General features: G+C 40.3%; 19 protein-coding genes and 1 riboswitch. Of the genes, 2 read left to right on the top strand and 17 right to left on the bottom strand.

All coding sequences use genetic code 11. The features are described 5' to 3' along the window. Positions 1–63: 63 nt before the first annotated feature. The 12 genes from prsW to AC3WLU_RS11380 form a co-directional block, all read right to left on the bottom strand. The gene (prsW, locus tag AC3WLU_RS11435) at positions 64–750 is read right to left on the bottom strand and encodes a glutamic-type intramembrane protease PrsW (RefSeq protein WP_034308057.1); all 687 of its coding nucleotides are present in this window, start codon (positions 748–750) and stop codon (positions 64–66) included. 97 nt (positions 751–847) lie between these two features. Then, a complete protein-coding gene (locus tag AC3WLU_RS11430; protein WP_098186626.1) occupies positions 848–1,813 on the bottom strand; it encodes an asparaginase in 966 nt (321 codons plus the stop codon). Positions 1,814–1,840: 27 nt separating this feature from the next. After that, complete coding sequence (locus AC3WLU_RS11425; RefSeq protein ID WP_057276277.1) at positions 1,841–2,809, bottom strand: YpdA family putative bacillithiol disulfide reductase; 969 nt, start codon at positions 2,807–2,809, stop codon at positions 1,841–1,843. A gap of 155 nt (positions 2,810–2,964) precedes the next feature. Beyond that, entirely contained in the window at positions 2,965–4,242 is a 1,278-nt protein-coding gene (locus AC3WLU_RS11420) for a Glu/Leu/Phe/Val family dehydrogenase (protein WP_413010982.1), read from the bottom strand. A gap of 269 nt (positions 4,243–4,511) precedes the next feature. Further along, positions 4,512–5,087: a genetic competence negative regulator gene (locus AC3WLU_RS11415; protein WP_034308068.1), complete on the bottom strand. Its 576-nt coding sequence runs from the start codon at positions 5,085–5,087 to the stop codon at positions 4,512–4,514. Positions 5,088–5,178: 91 nt separating this feature from the next. After that, a complete protein-coding gene (locus AC3WLU_RS11410) occupies positions 5,179–6,072 on the bottom strand; it encodes a MerR family transcriptional regulator (RefSeq protein WP_098865324.1) in 894 nt (297 codons plus the stop codon). 98 nt (positions 6,073–6,170) lie between these two features. Beyond that, positions 6,171–6,986: a metallophosphoesterase gene (locus AC3WLU_RS11405; protein WP_057276314.1), complete on the bottom strand. Its 816-nt coding sequence runs from the start codon at positions 6,984–6,986 to the stop codon at positions 6,171–6,173. A 94-nt stretch (positions 6,987–7,080) separates the two neighbouring features. Continuing rightward, positions 7,081–7,539 (bottom strand): YpbF family protein, encoded by a 459-nt coding sequence (locus AC3WLU_RS11400; RefSeq protein ID WP_034308074.1) that lies wholly within the window; start codon positions 7,537–7,539, stop codon positions 7,081–7,083. Positions 7,540–7,935: 396 nt separating this feature from the next. Then, positions 7,936–8,700, bottom strand: a complete 765-nt coding sequence (locus AC3WLU_RS11395; RefSeq protein WP_492597275.1) for a LysM peptidoglycan-binding domain-containing protein — start codon at positions 8,698–8,700, stop codon at positions 7,936–7,938. Continuing rightward, entirely contained in the window at positions 8,678–9,304 is a 627-nt protein-coding gene (locus tag AC3WLU_RS11390; protein ID WP_057276274.1) for a CPBP family intramembrane glutamic endopeptidase, read from the bottom strand. Before AC3WLU_RS11390 ends, AC3WLU_RS11395 begins: the two co-directional genes overlap by 23 nt. Beyond that, positions 9,294–10,799: a RecQ family ATP-dependent DNA helicase gene (locus tag AC3WLU_RS11385; RefSeq protein WP_413023399.1), complete on the bottom strand. Its 1,506-nt coding sequence runs from the start codon at positions 10,797–10,799 to the stop codon at positions 9,294–9,296. The genes AC3WLU_RS11390 and AC3WLU_RS11385 overlap by 11 nt, the downstream gene beginning before the upstream one ends. Then, the gene (locus AC3WLU_RS11380) at positions 10,799–11,863 is read right to left on the bottom strand and encodes a YpbB family protein (protein WP_492597274.1); all 1,065 of its coding nucleotides are present in this window, start codon (positions 11,861–11,863) and stop codon (positions 10,799–10,801) included. The genes AC3WLU_RS11385 and AC3WLU_RS11380 overlap by 1 nt, the downstream gene beginning before the upstream one ends. A gap of 290 nt (positions 11,864–12,153) precedes the next feature. Between AC3WLU_RS11380 and AC3WLU_RS11375 the strand changes: the two genes are divergently transcribed. Then, positions 12,154–12,402 carry a ferredoxin gene (locus tag AC3WLU_RS11375; RefSeq protein WP_034308087.1) on the top strand — a complete coding sequence of 83 codons (249 nt, stop codon included), beginning with the start codon at positions 12,154–12,156 and terminating at the stop codon, positions 12,400–12,402. A gap of 114 nt (positions 12,403–12,516) precedes the next feature. On the opposite strand, the gene AC3WLU_RS11370 is transcribed toward AC3WLU_RS11375, so the two are convergent. Further along, complete coding sequence (locus AC3WLU_RS11370) at positions 12,517–13,098, bottom strand: ECF transporter S component (protein WP_491717879.1); 582 nt, start codon at positions 13,096–13,098, stop codon at positions 12,517–12,519. A 164-nt stretch (positions 13,099–13,262) separates the two neighbouring features. Further along, positions 13,263–13,399, bottom strand: a riboswitch (FMN riboswitch). Between the two features lie 320 nt (positions 13,400–13,719). Between AC3WLU_RS11370 and serA the strand changes: the two genes are divergently transcribed. Further along, positions 13,720–15,294, top strand: a complete 1,575-nt coding sequence (gene serA, locus AC3WLU_RS11365; RefSeq protein WP_063575733.1) for a phosphoglycerate dehydrogenase — start codon at positions 13,720–13,722, stop codon at positions 15,292–15,294. Between the two features lie 47 nt (positions 15,295–15,341). On the opposite strand, the gene AC3WLU_RS11360 is transcribed toward serA, so the two are convergent. The 4 genes from AC3WLU_RS11360 to AC3WLU_RS11345 form a co-directional block, all read right to left on the bottom strand. Further along, complete coding sequence (locus tag AC3WLU_RS11360; RefSeq protein WP_492597273.1) at positions 15,342–16,571, bottom strand: RsiX family anti-sigma factor; 1,230 nt, start codon at positions 16,569–16,571, stop codon at positions 15,342–15,344. Next, positions 16,537–17,097: an RNA polymerase sigma factor SigX gene (sigX, locus tag AC3WLU_RS11355; RefSeq protein ID WP_053537311.1), complete on the bottom strand. Its 561-nt coding sequence runs from the start codon at positions 17,095–17,097 to the stop codon at positions 16,537–16,539. The genes AC3WLU_RS11360 and sigX overlap by 35 nt, the downstream gene beginning before the upstream one ends. Positions 17,098–17,313: 216 nt before the next feature. Continuing rightward, positions 17,314–19,107, bottom strand: coding sequence for an ATP-binding protein (locus AC3WLU_RS11350; protein ID WP_492597307.1), 1,794 nt, complete (start codon positions 19,105–19,107; stop codon positions 17,314–17,316). Then, positions 19,104–19,820, bottom strand: coding sequence for a response regulator (locus tag AC3WLU_RS11345; RefSeq protein ID WP_034308096.1), 717 nt, complete (start codon positions 19,818–19,820; stop codon positions 19,104–19,106). The genes AC3WLU_RS11350 and AC3WLU_RS11345 overlap by 4 nt, the downstream gene beginning before the upstream one ends. Positions 19,821–20,009: the final 189 nt, after the last annotated feature.

Here is a 20,009-nt window from a genome sequence, read left to right as displayed (position 1 = left end):
TCCAAACATAAAAAAAACGGAGCGGGCAAAATATGCCAGCACTCCGTTTTTTGATAGTATTCGTCATTTGCTAAGGTAGTGATTCTGTGAAAGTTTTTCTGCGTGAAAGTCGGACAACAAACGTGCTTTCTTTACTTTTTTCATGCCTAACCACCATAGATAAATCATGAATGGCATAATAAAGTACACCCAAAATTTTTGGGAAACCAAAATATAATCGTAAACCCCATGTAACGAAATTGGTATGATCAATGCCAATAATAAATAGACCCTATTATTCGAAGCCGAAAATTTCGCCTTGCCCAAATAATATCCCATGATCACACCGAACAAAGCGTGACTGGATACAGGGAGAACGGCCCTGAGAAAAGCGTGTTCCACCCCGTTGGCCAGCAGGTATAAAATATTCTCCATTGTGGCGAATCCAAGGGAGACTGCAGCTCCGTAAACAATCCCATCATATGGCTCATCGAATGCCACATGCTGATAAATAACGTAAATGAGTATGAACCACTTGAAGAATTCCTCAAGCAGTGCAGCCCATAAAAAAGCATTTGCTAAATCCGTATTCAAGATATGTTCGGTTTCGAGCACATACTGTATGAACATAATCGGCAATACAAGAAAAACACCGAATATAAATGTTTTGACCACAACCGATATCGGTTCGGTCTCATATTGATCTTTCAAATAGAAATAGCTCAGTAGCGCCAATCCTGGCGCAATAGCCGCTGACAACATGACCAGCATTAGCTGACCCTCTTTTCATCTTCTTTTCCTTAATCGTACCATGGAATGAAGAAAAACTGAATCCAAGAATCAACTCTTCCATTTTTTATTTAATCCTTCAGTACTTAAAGAAGGTCTCATCTATAGGGTTTTCGCTTGCCAGCATGACAGCTAACTTGATTCGTGCCTTCTTGCTGTCATAATCAGCGCCCAAAATCACACCGCGTTGTTTTAGATCAAATGCGCTGCCTTCATAATCATAAGCTGGGTACACTTTTCCTTCTTCTGCACTTGTAGTCATGATGATCGTGATTCCTTTATCGATTGCAGCTTGTATGGAGGTTACCATTACAGGGGTGACTTGCCCCCTTCCTACACCCTCGAGCACGATGCCTTTCGCACCGTTTGCAACCGCAGCATCAATAAAGAGGCCGTCAGCTCCTGTATGGCACTTGATGATATCGACCCTTGGGATGAGATTCTGAATATCAAAACACTCCCTATGTAAAGGTTTTTGATAGATGCTTACGACATCATTATCAATTATCCCCAAATATCCATAGCCAAAAGATTCGAATCCCTGTAAATTGGAAGCATGAACTTTTTTGACATACTTTGCTGAATAGATCCGCTCATTAAAAACGACCACTACCCCAACATCCCTAATAAGATCACTTGCAGCGCATAATATCGAATTCCTTAGATTGGAATATACATCGGTGCCCACTTCTTGAGGAGAACGTTGGGAGCCGGTTAATACGATTGGACGTTGGTCCTTACTCGTGACATCAAGGAAATATGCCGTTTCTTCAAGTGTATCCGTACCGTGTGTCACGACGATTCCCGTAACTTCGGGATCCTCCAATTCCTTTTGAATGGCTAAATTAAGCTGTTGCATTTTCTCAAAGGACATGGACATGCTTGAAATCTGGAAAAGATTAACCACCTTAACCTCGATATCGTTGGGCAATTCGCAAAGTGATGCCAACTCATGGCCAGTCAATGCACCAGAAGCCAGCATACCATTCACGGTTTCTTTACTGGCAATAGTCCCACCAGTCGTTATTAGCGATATTTTTTCCATACGGTCACTGCTCCTCATTTATATCATTCACTTTTCTTTAACGGCCAAATGATAGGCAATCAATCCACCATGAAACCTGCCGTTCTCGATGAAGATTTCGTTCGCATTATTTCCGGCTGCCAGAACTCCTGCAATATAAAGACCTTTAACGTTCGTTTCCATCGTTTCCTCGTTATATGCAGGCCTTCCAGTCTCCTTATCAATAGTTATGCCCATTGCAGCTAAAAAGGAATGGTCAGGATGGTAACCAGTCATTGCAAATACAAAATCATTTTTAATGACTTTTTCCTCATCACCTACATGATAAATCACGCTGTCTTCCGTTATCCTGTCGACATTCGCATTAAATTCCATCTTGATCGTTCCATTGCGGACTAATGATTCGAATTCCGGAAGAATCCAAGGTTTGATACTTGGAGAGTAATCCGATCCTCTATAAAGGACTGATACCCTTGCTCCTGATTTGACCAATTCCAAAGCTGCATCCACACTTGAGTTTTTGCCACCGATGACTGCAACATCACAATTAAAGTAGGGATGGCCCTCCTTGAAGTAATGAAATACTTTAGGGAGCTGTTCGCCCGGTATGCACATATAGTTAGGATGGTCATAGTATCCGGTCGATATGATCACATGCAGAGCTGTATAGTCCCCTTTCGATGTCTTGACTAAAAACTTGCCATCTTCTCTTTTTTCCACTTTTTCCACTTTTTCGAATGTATTGACCCGCAATTCTTTCCTTTTGACTACCTCCCTATAATAGGCTAGCGCCTGATTGCGGACCGGTTTACGGTTTTCGATTATAAAAGCGACATCACCAATTTCCAGTTTTTCACTCGAACTGAAAAATGTTTGATGTGTCGGATAACGGTAAATGGAATCAACCACATTTCCTTTTTCAATGATCAGGGACTGTATTCCCACTTCTTTAAGAGCGATCGCAGCAGCCAATCCACACGGGCCCCCACCTATGATAATGACTTCTTCAACATTCATCTTTATTCTCCACTGCCTTTCCATCCACTATGTGATACGTTCGTCTAAAAAATAAAAAACTCCTATCAATACATGATAGGAGTTTTTACAATTCATTTCAATGATAAAGCAATGAACATGATGTTAACTATATATTAAAACCGATTTGAATCCTTTTAGATCCAACCACGGAAGCGAGAAGCTTCAGCCATTTTTCTTACGCCGATCATATAAGCCGCTAGGCGCATATCAACGCGTCTTGATTGAGCAAGTTCATAAATGTTATTAAAAGATTTTATAAGGATTTTTTCCAGCTTTTCGTCCACTTCTTCTTCAGACCAGTAATACCCTTGATTATTTTGTACCCATTCGAAGTAAGAAACCGTTACACCGCCAGCAGAAGCAAGCACATCAGGAACAAGAAGGATTCCGCGATCCGTCAGGATTTGTGTCGCTTCAATTGTTGTAGGTCCGTTAGCTGCCTCGACAACGATTGATGCTTTTATATCCGCAGCATTTTCTTCAGTGATTTGGTTTTCGATTGCAGCCGGAACTAAAATATCACATTCCAATTCAAGCAGTTCTTTATTTGAAATTGTGCTTTTAAACAATTTCGTTACGGTTCCGAAACTATCTCTCCGATCGAGAAGATAATCGATATCCAATCCCTCCGGATCATGGAGTGCACCATATGCATCTGAAATACCAATGACTTTAGCACCTGCGTCATGCATGAACTTAGCTAAGAAACTACCTGCGTTACCAAAACCTTGAATGACGACCCGTGCCCCTTTAATATCGATGCCGCGTTTTTTGGCGGCTTCATTGATACAGATCGTTACACCTTTAGCTGTGGCTGATTCACGGCCATGAGAACCACCAAGCACTAGCGGCTTACCCGTAATGAATCCTGGCGAGTTGAATTCATCCATACGGCTGTATTCATCCATCATCCAAGCCATGATTTGGGAATTTGTAAATACATCAGGTGCCGGGATATCCTTAGTCGGCCCCACGATTTGGCTAATTGCACGAACGTAGCCCCGGCTCAGTCTTTCAAGCTCACGGAATGACATATTACGAGGATCACAAACGATACCGCCTTTACCCCCGCCGTATGGCAAATCTACGATGCCGCATTTCAAACTCATCCAAATGGATAATGCCTTCACTTCACGTTCCGTTACATTAGGGTGAAAACGGATACCGCCTTTTGTAGGCCCAACAGCATCGTTATGCTGCGCACGGTAACCCGTGAAAATTTTAACCGATCCATCATCCATGCGTACCGGTATCTTCACCGTCAATAAACGCAAAGGTTCCTTCAACAGCTCAAAAACTTCTTCCGGGTAACCCAGCTTATCCAAAGCTTTATGTATTACAGTTTGGGTTGACCTCAGTACGTCGTGTTTTTCTTCTTCATTTGCATGGCTATTGCCTTTTGCCGATTCCATTAAAAGTACCTCCTAGAATATCTCATCCATATATAATATTATAATGTACAAATAGTCCTCTTCATGTGCTAGTATACACCTTCGTTACATTTATGCAAGAGTAAAAACGGGAAATTAAAAGTTGGAAATATTCTAAAAATGAAAACGTTATCATATCAACTGCTTTCTTACTCTTTTACCGTATATCTTGTTCGGCCGAAAGTTGACATAAAAAAAGGCAAACCACATTTTTTACCGTAATGCGGCTGCCTTGTCTTCTTTGTTTTACATCAGCTAAAATGTTTGAGCAAAACATGTATCGCTTCATTTTCGATGATACATGTTCCATATTCATTGATGCGGCTGAGTGTCAATGTAGATGCATGGCCATACTCAGCCGCTAGAGATATGACCGTGTCATATGTCGTGTCTTTAACATTTTCGATAAGTAAATAGTATCTACCCTCAAAATGATAAAGGGTACTTTTAAGCAAACCTTGAAAAGATAATCTATGAGATAATTGGACGATATCTTCAAAGTCATCGAAAACATAAAGAATATGGGGGAAATCATCAATTTTCACCTGTAAATCCAAAAATTCCTCTTCGTCTGCCAATAGTTCCTCTTCTTCCTTTGTCACAATGATTATCAACCCTTGTGCAGGCAAGGAGAAAATTTCGATTGCAATGGAGCCACTCATTTTAAAGCTGAGTTCTTCGCACGCTTCTTCGACCATATCCTGAAATAGCTTGTGGACCTTTAAGGAATTCCCTAAAATATCTTCTTTCGTTATGCCTCTATCAATTAAATCATCAAGGGTCAAAAAAATCTTGATTTTATTATTAGTTAATCGCTCCAGCTTCATAAAAAAATGCCCCCTGGTTACCATCTTCATACATCATATGAAGCCTTGGTCTTAGAGTGCATATCCATTATTTCTCCTAATACGGCCGTCGCTAACCTTTCAGCCACTCCTCCCATTTCGATTGCGTGTCCCCCATTAAGACTCCGCTGAAGGCAGTTCGGTCTTCTTCAGAAATAAGGCTCAAAGCCGCACCGCCAAGACCCACCTTCAAATCCGGAAAATCCTTTATTAACGCTTCAACCAGCTTAAATGTTCCATCAAGATTCTCTTTCAGTGAACATGACATGAATAGGTAAGAGGGCTTAATGATGTTTAGAACGGTGAAAAGGTCCTTATCAGCAATGGATTCTCCTAAATAAATGGTTTCAAACCCTTTCCGCTTCAAAAAAATGGTGAAGATTAATAGTCCAAATTCATGTTTTTCACCGGGAGCGCAGACGGTAAGGGCTTTCGGAAGAAAACCATTAGTCGGAATTGTATGCATAACCGAACTGATCCTGGATTTTATTATGTTCGACGCAAAGTGTTCATGAGCGGAAGTAATTTCTCCCCTTTCCCACTTATCCCCAATCTGAACCATTATTGAACCGAGTACATCCACTATGGTTTGTTCGATTGTATACATACTGAATGCCCGGCTTATCAGCATATGGGCTTTATTTTCATTGAAATTCAATAGAGCTTCGATTAATTCATCCGATAACTTAATCGCTTGTTCATCCTTACGGTTCGTTTCAGGAACTCCAGGCGCTAGGGTGCCTGTACTTTCGAGAAGTGAAACGGCTTGGCTTATTGTAAAACCTTGCTTTGTTTTAGTAATGAGCCACTTAAGGATTTGCAGATGTTTTTCAGTATACAGCCGGTGCCCCGATTCATTCCTTACAGGTTCGATAAATTTATAGCGCCTTTCCCAAGCCCTAAGGGTTCCCGACTGAATGTCCAGCAGCTTTGAAACTGCCTTTATATTATATTTACCTTCTTGCATGGTTTTACAAGGCCTCCAATAACTGTACGATCATTTGATGAAATTATAGTGGATTTTTCAAGGTCTGTAAAATCCCGGTATACTCGCTTAAAAGCATCCTAATAGGTTTTTTCCACAGCTTCGCCTATTTCGGTGTCTGTCCCCCTTTTCAGGGTGAAGAGGTGCGTTTCAGGCTTAGCTTCAAGCCTTAAAGGCACTGCGCTTGTCCCATAGCCATTACTCGTCATATATATACAGTCCCCCTCTTTTTTAACGCTTCCGATCTGATAGGGCCCGAATCCGAATATGCGAATCTGACCGCCATGGGTGTGACCTGACAGGACAAGACTAATATGGTGTTCCGGATTCAACTGTTTCTTGACCAATGGATTATGGCTCACCAAAATCCGGAAATCTTCATTCCCGCAATCCGACAGGGCAAGGTCAAGCCTATCACGTTCTTCCGATATATCATCAATGCCCAGAAGAGCGATTTTGCTTCCATTCTGAGACTCAAAAGAAACAGCTGTATTATCAAGGATCTTCACCCCATGTTTCAAAAGCGTCGCATCCAATTCATGGAAGTCTCCTTCATAATCATTATTACCCCAAACAAAATAAAGGGGACCAAGTTCTTTTAACTTCAATATATTTTTTTCCACACGTTCTAAGGGAACCCCGCTTTCCCTAATGTCACCGCCGATTATCACCAAATCTGCCTTGTCACGTGTTTCCTCAATCAATTTATCCGCAACGATACGCCGATGAAGATCGGATATAAAAAAAATCCGCACATCGCCAAAGCCTTCAGGAAAGTCTTTGAAATATAGGTCTTGAGAAATCACCCTATCTTGCATAGCCGTACGCCACATGTAAAAGATCATGGCAAATGACAGCAGGATGATGATTAAAAATAATCCAGATAACCATAACATCATCGTTAAACCTTCTTTCCATCCTTATCCAAACGTACTTTCATATAACCATAAAACGGTATTACCCGCAATTAAATATGATTTAACGCGATCATCATTTATTTTCATGATATAGGTTAATATCATAATTCTTCTTCATCATTTCAAAAACCTTATGGCGATTTTTCCATTCTTCCTCTTTTTCCCACAATTGCTTACTTTTATTAATGATTTCACAGCGTAACAGTTGAAACTCCTTTTCAGCTTTATCTAGCTTTTTTTTAATTAAAACCATATATCCATATAGACCAATCGCTGCCGCCAAAAAAAGGAAATGGCTAAAATGGTCGACGAAAACACTAAACATACTGAAAAAGGAATAAGAATAAGGTACAACGATATAAAAATAAAGATAAATCATAAAAAGGACAGCAACAATCATGGTTGCCCATAAGCTTTGAAGGTGCTTCTTTTTAAGTGCCTCGAATTTTTTCTTCCGATCCACGACATTTTGCAGCATTTGTTTTGTTGCTTGATCCGTTTTCTCATCCAGTAAAATGATTGTCGATTCCATCGCATTTCCTCCTCTGCTCTTTCAAATCATGATATGAAAGAGTAGAGGAAAAAATGATAATGTACCTGTCACGATGCCCTTCATACTTAACCAAGTTGAACAATATTAAAAATACCCTGCCTATAAAGACAGGGTCAGACTGGAGACAAACTCGTTTTAGGTTTTTAAAATTTGAATGTTGATTTTCACTTCAGGCACTCGCTTTCCGAGGCGGCCCGCCCTCGGCGCCATTGCGCCTGCGGGGTTCTCCCTTGGACACGCTTTCCCCGCAGGAGTCTCGAACACCCGCTCCAATCAATTTTGTTTTAATTATTAAGGTAGAACTCCTTTTGCCAAGTATTTTTTGTTTTGAAATAGAAGGATTTAAAAACTTAATTTTTTCTTAAGGTGCCATCATTATTTCTTGATCGGAATTTTCAAAACCTGACCCCTGGAAATTTCATTGCCATTCAGCCCATTCCACTCCCTGATCAGAGCAATCCCTTCCTGTGATTTGTAGTAATTCATTGAAATGCGAAATAATGTTTCTTCACCTTGAACAGTATGTAAAACAACTTTGTATTCCTCTTTATCCGATTTAGCGGCTTGTACATTTTTCTTTTCTGCTGCTGCTTTCTTTGCCTTTTCCTCTGCTTCTTGCTGCACTTTGGCCTTTTCCTCTGCTTCTTGCTGCGCTTTGGCTTTAGCCTCAGCTTCTCGCTGCACTTTAGCCTTTTCTTCAGCTTCTTCCTGTGCCTTGGCTTTTTCCTTAGCTTCCTGCTGCGCTTTGGCTTTGGCTTTAGCCTCAGCCTCAGCTTCTTCTTTTTCTTTCTCCGCTTCAGCCTTTGCCGACTCTTTTTCCTTTAAGTCCTCTGCCGTTGCTGTAGTTGGAATCGATTCTTTATCTTCCTCTTTTAAGACGACTTGGTCACTTTTAGTAACAGGTAAAGGCCTCTCCTGAAAATATGTATAAAGGCTGTAAAATCCAATTGGAAGCAAAATGAAAAATAACGCTAATAATTGTATCATTGGAAGTTTAATCTTCACTTTACTTTTTTTCTTTTTATTCTGGTGGACTTTGCTCCGTTTGGGCAATGATGACTTAGCCTTCTGGCGTTCAATTCGCGAACGAAGTTCAACAGCCTGATCATTTTCTTTTTCATTCTTTTGCACCCGGCTCATTCAAGTCACCCCCTTTCTTGCTAAACCCTCTTTGCTTTTTGTTCCTGATTAAAATACCAAGGATAAAGTCAATCAAAAAGTGGGCCGTTATCGTCACGATGATATTATTAGTCATTTCAAATAGAAACCCGATAAAGAAGCTCAAAACCAATACATTTAAAAATAAAAACCAATTAAAAAGGTAACGATAATGAACAGCTGCAAAAATGAGGCTCGTAAGCAGCAACCCAAAATGTGTTTGCAACACTCCTCGGAATAATACTTCTTCACTTACCGCTACAACCAAAGCTACGACAAATATCATCGGGTATGACAAATTACTGAAAATGCGTTCATTAATGCCGCCATCATCCTGATAGGAAGATGGTGTCACTTTCATAAGCAATATGTCAATTAACACGACAATGACTCCCGCAGGAACACCAATCAGCAAAATGTTCAGGTCATCAAAGATAAATAAGTCGAAAAAAGCAGAACGGTCTTTAAATAAAATAATACCTAAAAAAGTGGCTAACGTTAAGAGAATAATTTGTGTAAGAAACAAATTATATAGCAACTGTTTATCTGTAAGTTGTTTAATTAATTCAGCTTGCTTATTTTTCATTGCCATTTTCCTTCTTTAGTAAGATATAAGCCAATTCCTTTTTCCAAGTGGAAAAGGAATTGGCCGGATCCACCTTTACTTCCGGCCAAACATCAGCCATTTTTTCGGAATCCATCCCACAGATATCACAGCAGATGGGGTTCGCTTCCCGATGCTTTTCTCCAAAATAGTCCAGTATCCCTGAACGGCGACATTCCTGTGCATATATCCAGTGAAGGAATTTATGCAGCTTTTCTTGATTCCTGATTTTCCTCTTCTTACAATACTCTTTCATCTCTGCCACTTGATCCTGGTTATTGCCCATAATAAACTGGGTAAAAAAACGGAGCTGGATTTCGTTTAACGAAAAGGATTGCGACAGCTGCTCTTTTTCTGAGGGGGTCAAATTCGCCAAATTCTTTTGTGATTCATTAAGGAAAGAACATACACCATCGATTTGCGAATCCGTAGGCAACTGTTGCTCCATCAAATGAAGGGGAAGCCCTTCATCCCCTTCGCTATATAATAAGACAGCCACACTTTGTTTCCGGTCTCGCCCCGCCCTGCCAATCTCCTGAAGATATGCTTCCATCGTGGACGGGATATGATAATGGATAACATATCTGACATCCGATTTATTCACACCCATTCCAAAAGCACTTGTTGCGCATATGATTTTCAGCTGGCCGGAAATGAATTGCTGCTGAATGAGCATCCTTTGTTCCTGCTCCATTCCACCGTGATAATAATTGACACTATCGATCCCGTTATCCTGTAAAAAACCAGCGACTGATTCCGCCACTTTTTTAGAGGAAAAATAAATAATTCCGCTTCCGGTAAATTTCCTGACAAGCTCCAGCACACGGGCTAGCTTCTCATCGTAGCTGAACATTCGCTCGATAATAATGGCAATATTTTCACGATCAACCGATGAAACCATTTCCTCGGCCTGCCCAATGTTAAGTTTAACAACGATGTCCCTCCGGACCTCATCGGTTGCAGTTGCCGTCAGGGCAAGCGTCAACGGATTATTCAGCTCACGCCTCACTTCTCCTAAATTCAAATAATCCGGACGGAAATCGTACCCCCATTGTGAAATGCAGTGTGCTTCGTCTATGACAAACAAACCTATTTCTATGGATTTCAAGGATTTTATCACACCATCGATGCTCAGCATTTCAGGAGATAAAAAGATAAATCGATAACTATGTAACCGATCGAAGGCTTTCCTTTTTTGATTAAGCGTCAAAAAAGAGTTGAGGGTCAATACACTTTTTTCGCCGCTCATCTTCAGCTGATCCGCTTGATCCTGCATTAAAGATAATAACGGGGAGACAATTATGACAGTCTTATTCACCAGATAAGCAGGCAGCTGATAACATAATGATTTACCTGACCCGGTTGGGAGCATCGCTAATGTATGACGGCCGGACATCAATGATTCAACCACTTCCTTCTGTCCAGGACGGAATTCATCAAAACCGAATTTTTCTTTGAGGACTCGTTCTATGTTCATCATCTCTCACCTATTTTCGCAAGTACAAGTCTTATTTGGAAAAAGCTTATTTGTTTATTATCGACCATCTGCTTGATAGCTTTAAGCTTTTTTGTACCAAGTTCCTTAATCGCTTCAGCGATTTCCCTCTCATCCTCGATTGTCACATAATCGGAAATCGGAAAATCCTTTTCCGATAAAACAATTTCTACGAGGTGATCTTCGATGGTGTTGACTTTCAATCTGCGGATTTCAGCTATTTCACCGAGGTTTTTCCCTTCCTGGATGTATCGTAAAGTAATCTTTGTAGATTGTGTCAAATGAGGATTACCACTTCTTTTCCAATCATTGGTTAATGAGGATAAGAGAGGGTAATCACCACCCGTTTCCATTTCTGCAAGCATTTGATGCAATGAATCAAGGAATGTATAGCGAACATACTCTTCTTCCATATTTTTCCTTTTGGCAATCTGTTCAAACGTTAGACCAATCCTGTTTATCCCGGTCAATTTCAAAATGAAAATGTCTCGTTTCATATCACTTTGATTTTCTAAAAGGGATACCAGTTCATCATATAAATGTTGGGCAATCAACGCTCGATCCTGACGATTGGCATGTAAAAATTCCTTTACGAAGAATTGAATTTTGGGATTTCGTTGTATCGGATAAAAACGTCTTTCATTGTGGACAATATGGGATATGGTTTGAATGAGTAAATTTAACCTTCCCCAGAAAACAGGGGTGATATTGTGATACTTCCAACCATTTAAATACTCCGGAAAAGGATTATTTTTAAAGTAATCGTCCAACATTCGTTCACCTTGCAAACTAATTTCATATGCATCCGGTTTATCCGTTAAATTAATTAAGTCATGCTTAAGTGAATGTTCAATGTTTTGATTTAATTGCTGACGGGTAAATCGAGGCATTGTCCCAAAAATATCCGTTAACCCGAATAAATGGGCATCTTGGATGGTTTGTGACGATTTCTTCCCCTGCAGCATATGGTATATAGCATAAATGGAGCGCTCACCTTGAAATTTTTTTATCGTATATAGAATGATGGCCTGTAGATAATTATTCATGGGACTCACATCCTTGTTTCATTTAACCAATAAACCCATTGTAACAAAAATCTGCAAAAACCGCCGTTATTATTGATGAATACAACGGAAATTATGTGACTAAATGACGAAACATGGAAAGGACCAAGTTAATTTTTTCGATGTTTTTCGTTGACATTCAACTACATGATAGTTATTATCAATACAATTTCTATTGAAAAGTTTGGCATTCGGTCTTACAATAGGAAAGAGATAATAATCTGAAATAAAAAGATTATCAGTTGTTAATCAACTTAGGAGGGGTTATATTCATGGCTAAATTTACTATTGTGGATAAAGAAACATGCATAGCTTGTGGAGCTTGCGGAGCAGCTGCACCAGATATATATGATTATGATGACGAAGGGATTGCATTTGTTACCCTTGACGATAACGAGGGTATCGTTGAAATTCCAGATGTACTTATAGACGACATGATGGATGCATTTGAAGGATGCCCAACGGATTCCATCAAAGTTGCTGACGAGGCATTTGACGGAGATGCACTAAAATTCGAATAAAGTTACAAGCCATTTTCAATCGAGAATGGCTTTTTCTTTTGGCCAAAAAACAGGCATAAAAAAACAACCGGATATGGATATCCGGTTGTTTTTTCATTTCTATCGTCAATGCCGTTAAGCATTTTTATATAATGTTTGCTTATTGATCCATGTCTGTAATTTAATGAACAGCAACATGAATACAGATGTGATGAGCACGCCTTTAATCACGTTGAAAGGCAAGATTGCCGTCGTAACGAACTTTCTTGACTCGGGCGCCGACATGGCATCCCATCCCATAAAGAAGGTATAAGCCGGTAAAAAGACAAAATAGTTTAATACGCTCATGAATACTGCCATGGAAACTGTTCCCGCAAGTAAGGCGAACGTCATTCCTTTTTTTGAATTGATTTTCTGAAATACATAATAAGTCGGCAAGACAAACAGTATTCCGGCTATAAAGTTAGCGATATGCCCCACAGGCAAAGCAGTCAAGGTCCCTGTCATGACTAAATCCAATAGGTTTTTAATGAACTCGACTAGAATTCCAGCCATCGGACCGAAAATCAATGCCGCCATCAGTGCTGGTATGTCGCTAAAATCAACATTGAGAAAAGGCGGGAATCCTGGAAACGGGAAATTTAAAAGCATCAATAAATATGAAATGCTTCCCATCATGGCAAGTGAGACCATTTTTTTCACTTTGTTCTTTTTCATAGTTCTCTCTCCTTCTTTTCCGATCTACCTGAAAAAGAGGTTAGGATTCCAAAATATGTTGATGTTCAATAAAAACCCTTTAATTCCAATGGAATTAAAGGGATAAATTAAAGGTTACATCAAACAAACGTTCAGCAAATAACTGTTGAAACGCACTAAGGAACCTCCATCTTCTCCCATCCAGACTATACTGTCGGCTTTGGAATTACACCAAATCCTGCCTTGTAAGGCTCGCGGGCTTAGAAGTAGAAATTCCTTCATCACCGCCGGTGGGGAATTGCGCCCCGCCCCGAAGATAGACCTATAAAATTTTTTATACTTCCCATTATATCTGAAATGCCTTTTTTTTGATAGCATTTTTTCTCATTTGATGCATGTAGGATGAATATCGATTGTCGCAGTGAACGGCTTAAAACAAACAGCGGATTTACAATATGGCAATTCGAAAATTTTTCGCAAAAGGAGCGAAGCTATTTATATCGCCACCTTAAACGGATGATCAGTTGAAAATCATTTGTTTAAGCGCTTTCATTCAGATATGCCAAATTGACATTATCAGCATTTCAATTGTAAAATTAACTGAAATTTAAGATAACTTTTTCCTTAGGAAGGTGTTTAGACGTGTATCGGATTTTAGTAGCAGACGCCATTAAACCAGAAGGACTTGGACCGCTTTCAGAGGCATCCAATATTCAGCTCATTCAGAAGACCGTAGAGGAAGCTGCAAACGAACTTGATCAGATCGATGCAATTCTTGTGAGAAGTGCAACAAAGGTTTCGGAAGATTTAATGAACCGTATGCCGCAGTTGAAAATTATAGCTCGCGCTGGTGTCGGTGTTGATAACATAGACATCCCCGCAGCGACAAAACGCGGGATTGTCGTGGTTAATGCACCTGACGGCAACACCATTTCAACAGCTGAACATACATTCGCGATGATGGCTTCATTAATGCGCCACATTCCGCAAGCTTATGCTTCATTGAAAAATGGGGAGTGGAAACGTTCCTCCTATACGGGAACTGAACTTCGTGGAAAAACATTAGGCATAGTTGGCTTTGGACGCATCGGAGGGGAAATTGCCAAACGTGCTAAAGTGTTTGGCATGGATGTCATTGTCTATGACCCGTTCCTGACTGTAGATCGTGCAAAGAAAATGTCCGTAACGGCCCTGCCATTGGATGAATTGCTTCCTAAAGCAGACATCATTACTGTTCATACACCACTAACGAATGAAACTAGAGGATTAATTAATAAAGAAAAACTGCTTACCTGTAAAAAAGGGGTTTATGTACTGAACTGCGCCCGTGGTGGAATTCTAGACGAAGATGATTTATATGAAATGTTAGTTCAAGGGCATGTTGCAGGGGCGGCACTGGACGTTTTCGTCGAAGAACCTCCACTTGGCCATAAACTGCTGGAACTGGACAGCGTCATTGCTACACCGCATCTAGGCGCTTCCACGAAAGAAGCCCAATTGAATGTCGCCGTACAGGTTGCCCAAGAAGTTTTGACCTATTTCGAAGGAAATCCAGTCTCAAGCTCAATCAACCTTCCAGCCATATCTAAAGAAGTGTTTGAAAAGGTACAGCCATTCCATCAACTTGTTCAGCAAATGGGATCGATTGCTTCCCAGTGCATGAATGAAGGAATTCAGGAAATCTCCGTTACATATGCAGGAGAATCTTTGGATTTCGATACCGCGATTCTTACAAAAAGTTTAATCTCCGGCTTTTTAAGATCAAGAGTCGATGCATCAGTCAATGAAGTGAATGCCTTGTTGATCGCAAAAGAGCGTGGTATAACCATTGGTGAAAAAATCTCTACGGACTCTTTAGGTTACTCGAATTTGATCAGCCTTAAAGTAAAAGGTGACAACCGAGAATTAACAATAAGTGGGACCTATATCGAAAATTACGGTTCTCGAATTGTAAGTTTGAATGGTTTCAAAATCGACTTTCACCCAGAATCGAATTTACTTTATATCCAGCATACCGATAAACCCGGTGTAATCGGTAACGTAGGTAAGGTCCTGGGTGATCACGGAGTGAATATCGCCACCATGCAGGTTGGCCGAAAAGAAGCTGGCGGTGAAGCCATCATGGTTTTGAGCTTCGATTTACCATTAGAAGACAACATGAAACAGTTTTTAATGGAAACAGAAGAAATTACGTTCTTGGCCCGTATTTCATTATAAGAAGAAAAAAGTGCCCGCAGCGCGGGCACTTTTTTCTGTTAATGCATTCAATTCACTTGGTTCGGTGCTTCGGGCACCATTATGTCTTCAGTTAAATTCAGCTTTCCCACCTCTTCAATAGGAGCATTTTCAAACTTCACTTTTTCAAAACCAAAATCCTTAGCTATGAAGAGTATGGCTTCTAAAGCTTGAAGGGTTTCCTCACTATTTTCAATAACGGCTTGATCTGATAGGTGAATAGTCACAAGATTTCCATTAGTGCTTATCCTTTCCCATTTCAGGTCATGGGGGATTGCAGGTGAAATTCCCTCGATGTCCGCCTCCCCTTTTCCGGCTTGAAGCGCCTCCTCAAAGTCCCGATAACCCATATTGCTTGGAACAAGGAAACTTGGAGAGGACTCATCCCTTTGATAAAGAAGGTATGTGCGTTTTTTTTGATGAGGTATATCCACCTCCTTTAAATATCCCGCATGGGCAAACCTGGCACCTTGCTTACCTTCTGTGGAAAATGTCATTTTCTCTATATTGTTATAGGAAAGCGTTTCTTCCATCAAATGGAGAAAAAGTGTATCTTCAGCCAACAGTCGGCTTTTTTCTGGAAAATCGATATGGGCAGTGTTTATATCGTTTCCTTGGCTAATCTTAATGTCAAGCGGAAAATAGTCAGATAGCCCATATTGCGCTTCATCAATATCGGACATTTGATTAACTAACTGATTCAGTGTATCACTTTCATCATGATGTTTAAGTTTAATTGAAATGGGAACGATGAAATTCATTTGATCATCCGGGACACCCATCGTAATGATCGAGGCATTTTTAAGGTCATCCTGGTAGATCGCTTGTTCAAATGTTTTTTCCTTTTCCCCTTTTCGCGGTTCCATTTCTGAAAACTTGTCTTTGGATTCGGTTTTCGCTTGGTTACTCGAAAACTCTTGAGCTTCCTGTTTATCTTCTGAGGACTTTTCTTGGTTACTTGAATCCTTCCGTTCAAGATCTGCCATTTCCTTACTTTCAGATAGAGATAATTTCCCACTGCTGCCGCTGTCTTCTCGACTTGTCGTTCCTTTTTTTTCAATAATGAACGATGATGCCAAAACAACCATTAAGAATAAGGAGGCAACACCCGCGAACAGAGGTATCCAGTGTTTCTTCTTCTTTTTCTTTTTATCATGTATTCTCGCATACACCTCTGCCTTGGTCCGGTCATCTTTTAATGTCGGAAGCTCGCGCAGCATGTCTTCAATTTCGCTTTCTTTCCAACGGGATCTCCTCAATGCGGTGGCCCTCCTTTCCTGATAAATCTTCCATCAACTTTTTAATGGCCTTCAAAGCTCGGTGTTGGGTCGTTTTTACCTTACTTTCACTCCAATTCAATACTTCAGAAGTTTCCGTAATGGACAATCCCTGAATATATCGTAAAATGATCACGGATCTTTGATTCGTGGTACACCGGTTTAAGCATTGGTAAATATCTTGGATTTCATCGTTCTTGATAGCCACTTCCTCGGGAATGGGTTCTTCATCTTTCAGCAATTGCCTATCCCAATCAAAATTAGGAAAGATTTTGTCTTTCCAACCTTTTTGTTTCCGAAAGTGATCAATCGTCACATTTCTGGCAATCGAATACATCCACGTTTTTTCACTGCTTTTTCCTTCGAAGCGTTCATAGGCCTTCATCACCCGGATATAGACCTCCTGAACAAGGTCTTCGGCGGTTTCTCGATTTTTAGTCATATAAAAAATGAATTGATATATTTCCTGATGATATTTTTCATAAAGATCGTGGAAAACGGAATCCATCATTTCCCCACATCCGTTCATAAATATAGTCGTCAATCCTAAACAAAAGTTACATACTTCGGCTTTAAACTTATTATAAAATTCCGTTAATTTCCACATATCAGGTACTTCTTATTTTGTGTCCTAAAAAAACAAAGACAAGTTGGAAAGAAATCCAATTGCCTTTGTCTTCGCAGTTCTTTATGAAACAAGATTATCTGGCGATCCACCTGTCATTCATTCAGCGTTTTCCATAATTCGAGGCAAAATGATACTGAATGTCGTCCCTTTATTAGGTAAACTGTTTACCGAAATGTAGCCATCATGGGCATTGATTATATTTTTTACGATTGCCAAACCCAATCCGGTACCCGAACGGCCGCGGGTCCTTGCTTTATCCGCTTTATAAAACCTCTCGAATACAAAAGGCAGATCCTCTTCGGGAATTCCAGATCCAGAGTCCCTCACATCAATGATCAGTCCCCTTCGATCACTTGTCCTCTGAATGACATCAATGTTACCGCCTGGGGGAGTATGACGAATCGCATTATCAATTAAATTGGTCAAAACCTGTTCAATACGGTCCGGATCGAAATGCCATTGAATCTGATTGTCTTGCAGGCTGGCTGATATTGTAATCCCTTTTTCTTTAGCCAGCCCAGAAAACTTACTTGTAATCCTCTTTAAATATGGAGAAACGGGTACACATTCATAGCTTAGATTCATTTTACCCGATTCCAATTTAGCTAGATCGAGTAGATCATTGACTAAACGTCCCATTCTTAAAGATTCATCATAGATGATGCGGGCCATTTCCACCTTTTCCTCTTCACTGCCCGCAATGTCATCTACAATCGCTTCACTATATCCTTGCAACATTGAAATCGGGGTCCTTAACTCATGGGAGACATTCGCTATGAAATCAGTCCTGAGTTTGTCCATACGTCTTTCATCACTCATATCCCTTATGATGGCCACCGCTCCCCGAATATTGTCGCCATTTGTATATAGCGGACTGACAATCAATCCCCAATTACGGCCCTGCAAGGTAATTTCACCGACTTGTTCCTTATCGAAGGACTCAGATTCATCAAAAAGATTCATCAAAACCAAAGGGACATTCACAGTATCTTCCCGGTTATAGCCCTTTTCAAAATACCAGGATTGCAGAAACCTTTCCGCTGGCGGATTCGTTTCAAGAATTGTGCCGTCTTTATTGAAGGTGATGACCCCATCTGCCATACTGCTAAGAATGCTGGAGAGATGTTCCTTTTCCTGACTAAGTGCATTCATGTTGAATTTCAGTTGCTTTCTCATCTGATTAAACGCTATGGCCAGCTCACCGATTTCATCTTGAGTCAGTATTGGAACCTTTGTATCAAATTTCCCCCGGGCAATCGCTAGGGCGGCTTCCCTCATCTTCACCAATGGAGCATTGATTCTTGTAGATAAAAAGAAAGCAAAAATCGTTGTCAAAATAATGGCGATGCCTGCTGCCAATAAAATGAACTGTGTAGTGGATTTTGTGGTTTCTTCCATGGACTCCAACGATTGAAATAGGAACACTTCATCCTGTTCCCCATTCAATTCAAGCGGAATGCCTACCACGATTGCGGATAAGCCCTCGTTTCCCGCATCATCCGATAGCGCCATTTCCTTTTTTACAGTCTTTCTTTCCGTAAAAACCTTGAGCAATTCGGGGTCATTTTTAATGAGTTCCGGCGTGATTTCAAACTCATTATCTCCACCGATGGATGAGAATACCATTTTGTCATTATTAAGAATGATCATTTTCGTTTCATTGCCTATTAATTCCGAAGCTATTTGTAATACCTCATTGCTAGATCCCTGATGTTCATTGGTCACCTTAATGATTTGTTCAGCCGTTTTGGTTAAATCATTTTCAATATTTTCAATTTGGAAATTCTCAAAGAATTCGACCAGCAGAACGGTTAAAACAATTAATACAAACGACACAAGCAATAGGATCGTTGCCCATAGCTTCCCTACAACACTGCCCCATAGCATCAGTCATTAATGACTTCGAACTTGTAACCTACACCCCAAACGGTCACAATCATCTTGGCTGCGTTTTCGGATATGCGGTTTAATTTTTCACGCAAGCGTTTAACATGCGTGTCTACAGTTCGAAGATCTCCAAAGAATTCATAGTGCCATACTTCTTTTAACAATTGCTCCCGGTCAAAAACCTTATCTGGGGATTTCGCCAAGAAATATAACAATTCATATTCTTTCGGTGTTAATGAAACCTCTTTGTTATCAGCAAGTACACGGTGGGCATCATTATCTATTGTTAGATGCGAGAAGACGATCACATCTTTTGCCGTCGTTTCCGTCTGCATGTAACCTGTGCTTGAAGAGCGACGCAATAAAGCTTTAACCCTTAACACGACTTCACGGGGACTGAACGGCTTTACGATATAATCATCAGTCCCCACTTCGAATCCTTGAACACGGTTCACTTCTTCCCCTTTAGCCGTCAGCATGATAATTGGAGTCGTTTTCTTTTCCCTTAATTCACGGCAAACTTCGATTCCATCTTTCCCAGGCATCATAATATCCAATAAAATTAAATCATAATCATTTTCAAGGGCTTTTGTTAAAGCCATATCTCCATTTTCAGCTTCATCGATTATGTATTCTTCCCTTTCCAAATACATCTTTAGCAGCCGGCGGATTCTTTCCTCATCATCCACCACGAGAATTTTAATAGCGTTATACATTATGTAATCAGCCTCCTATCATATATTCTACAAAATGAATACTTCCATGACTAATACTTTTTCCTTACATCGTACGATAAAGAGCCGATTTCACAAGGCTTCCATGAACCTTTCACCATTTTGTCACAAAAAAGACTCCGACCGCCCATCAAGAATGGATAATTGCTATTTCACCGAAATATTCCCATT

Source organism: Peribacillus sp. FW305-BF15 (assembly GCF_058783805.1).
Note: the sequence above shows the minus strand (reverse complement) of the source record. Positions and strands in the feature narration are given on the sequence as shown.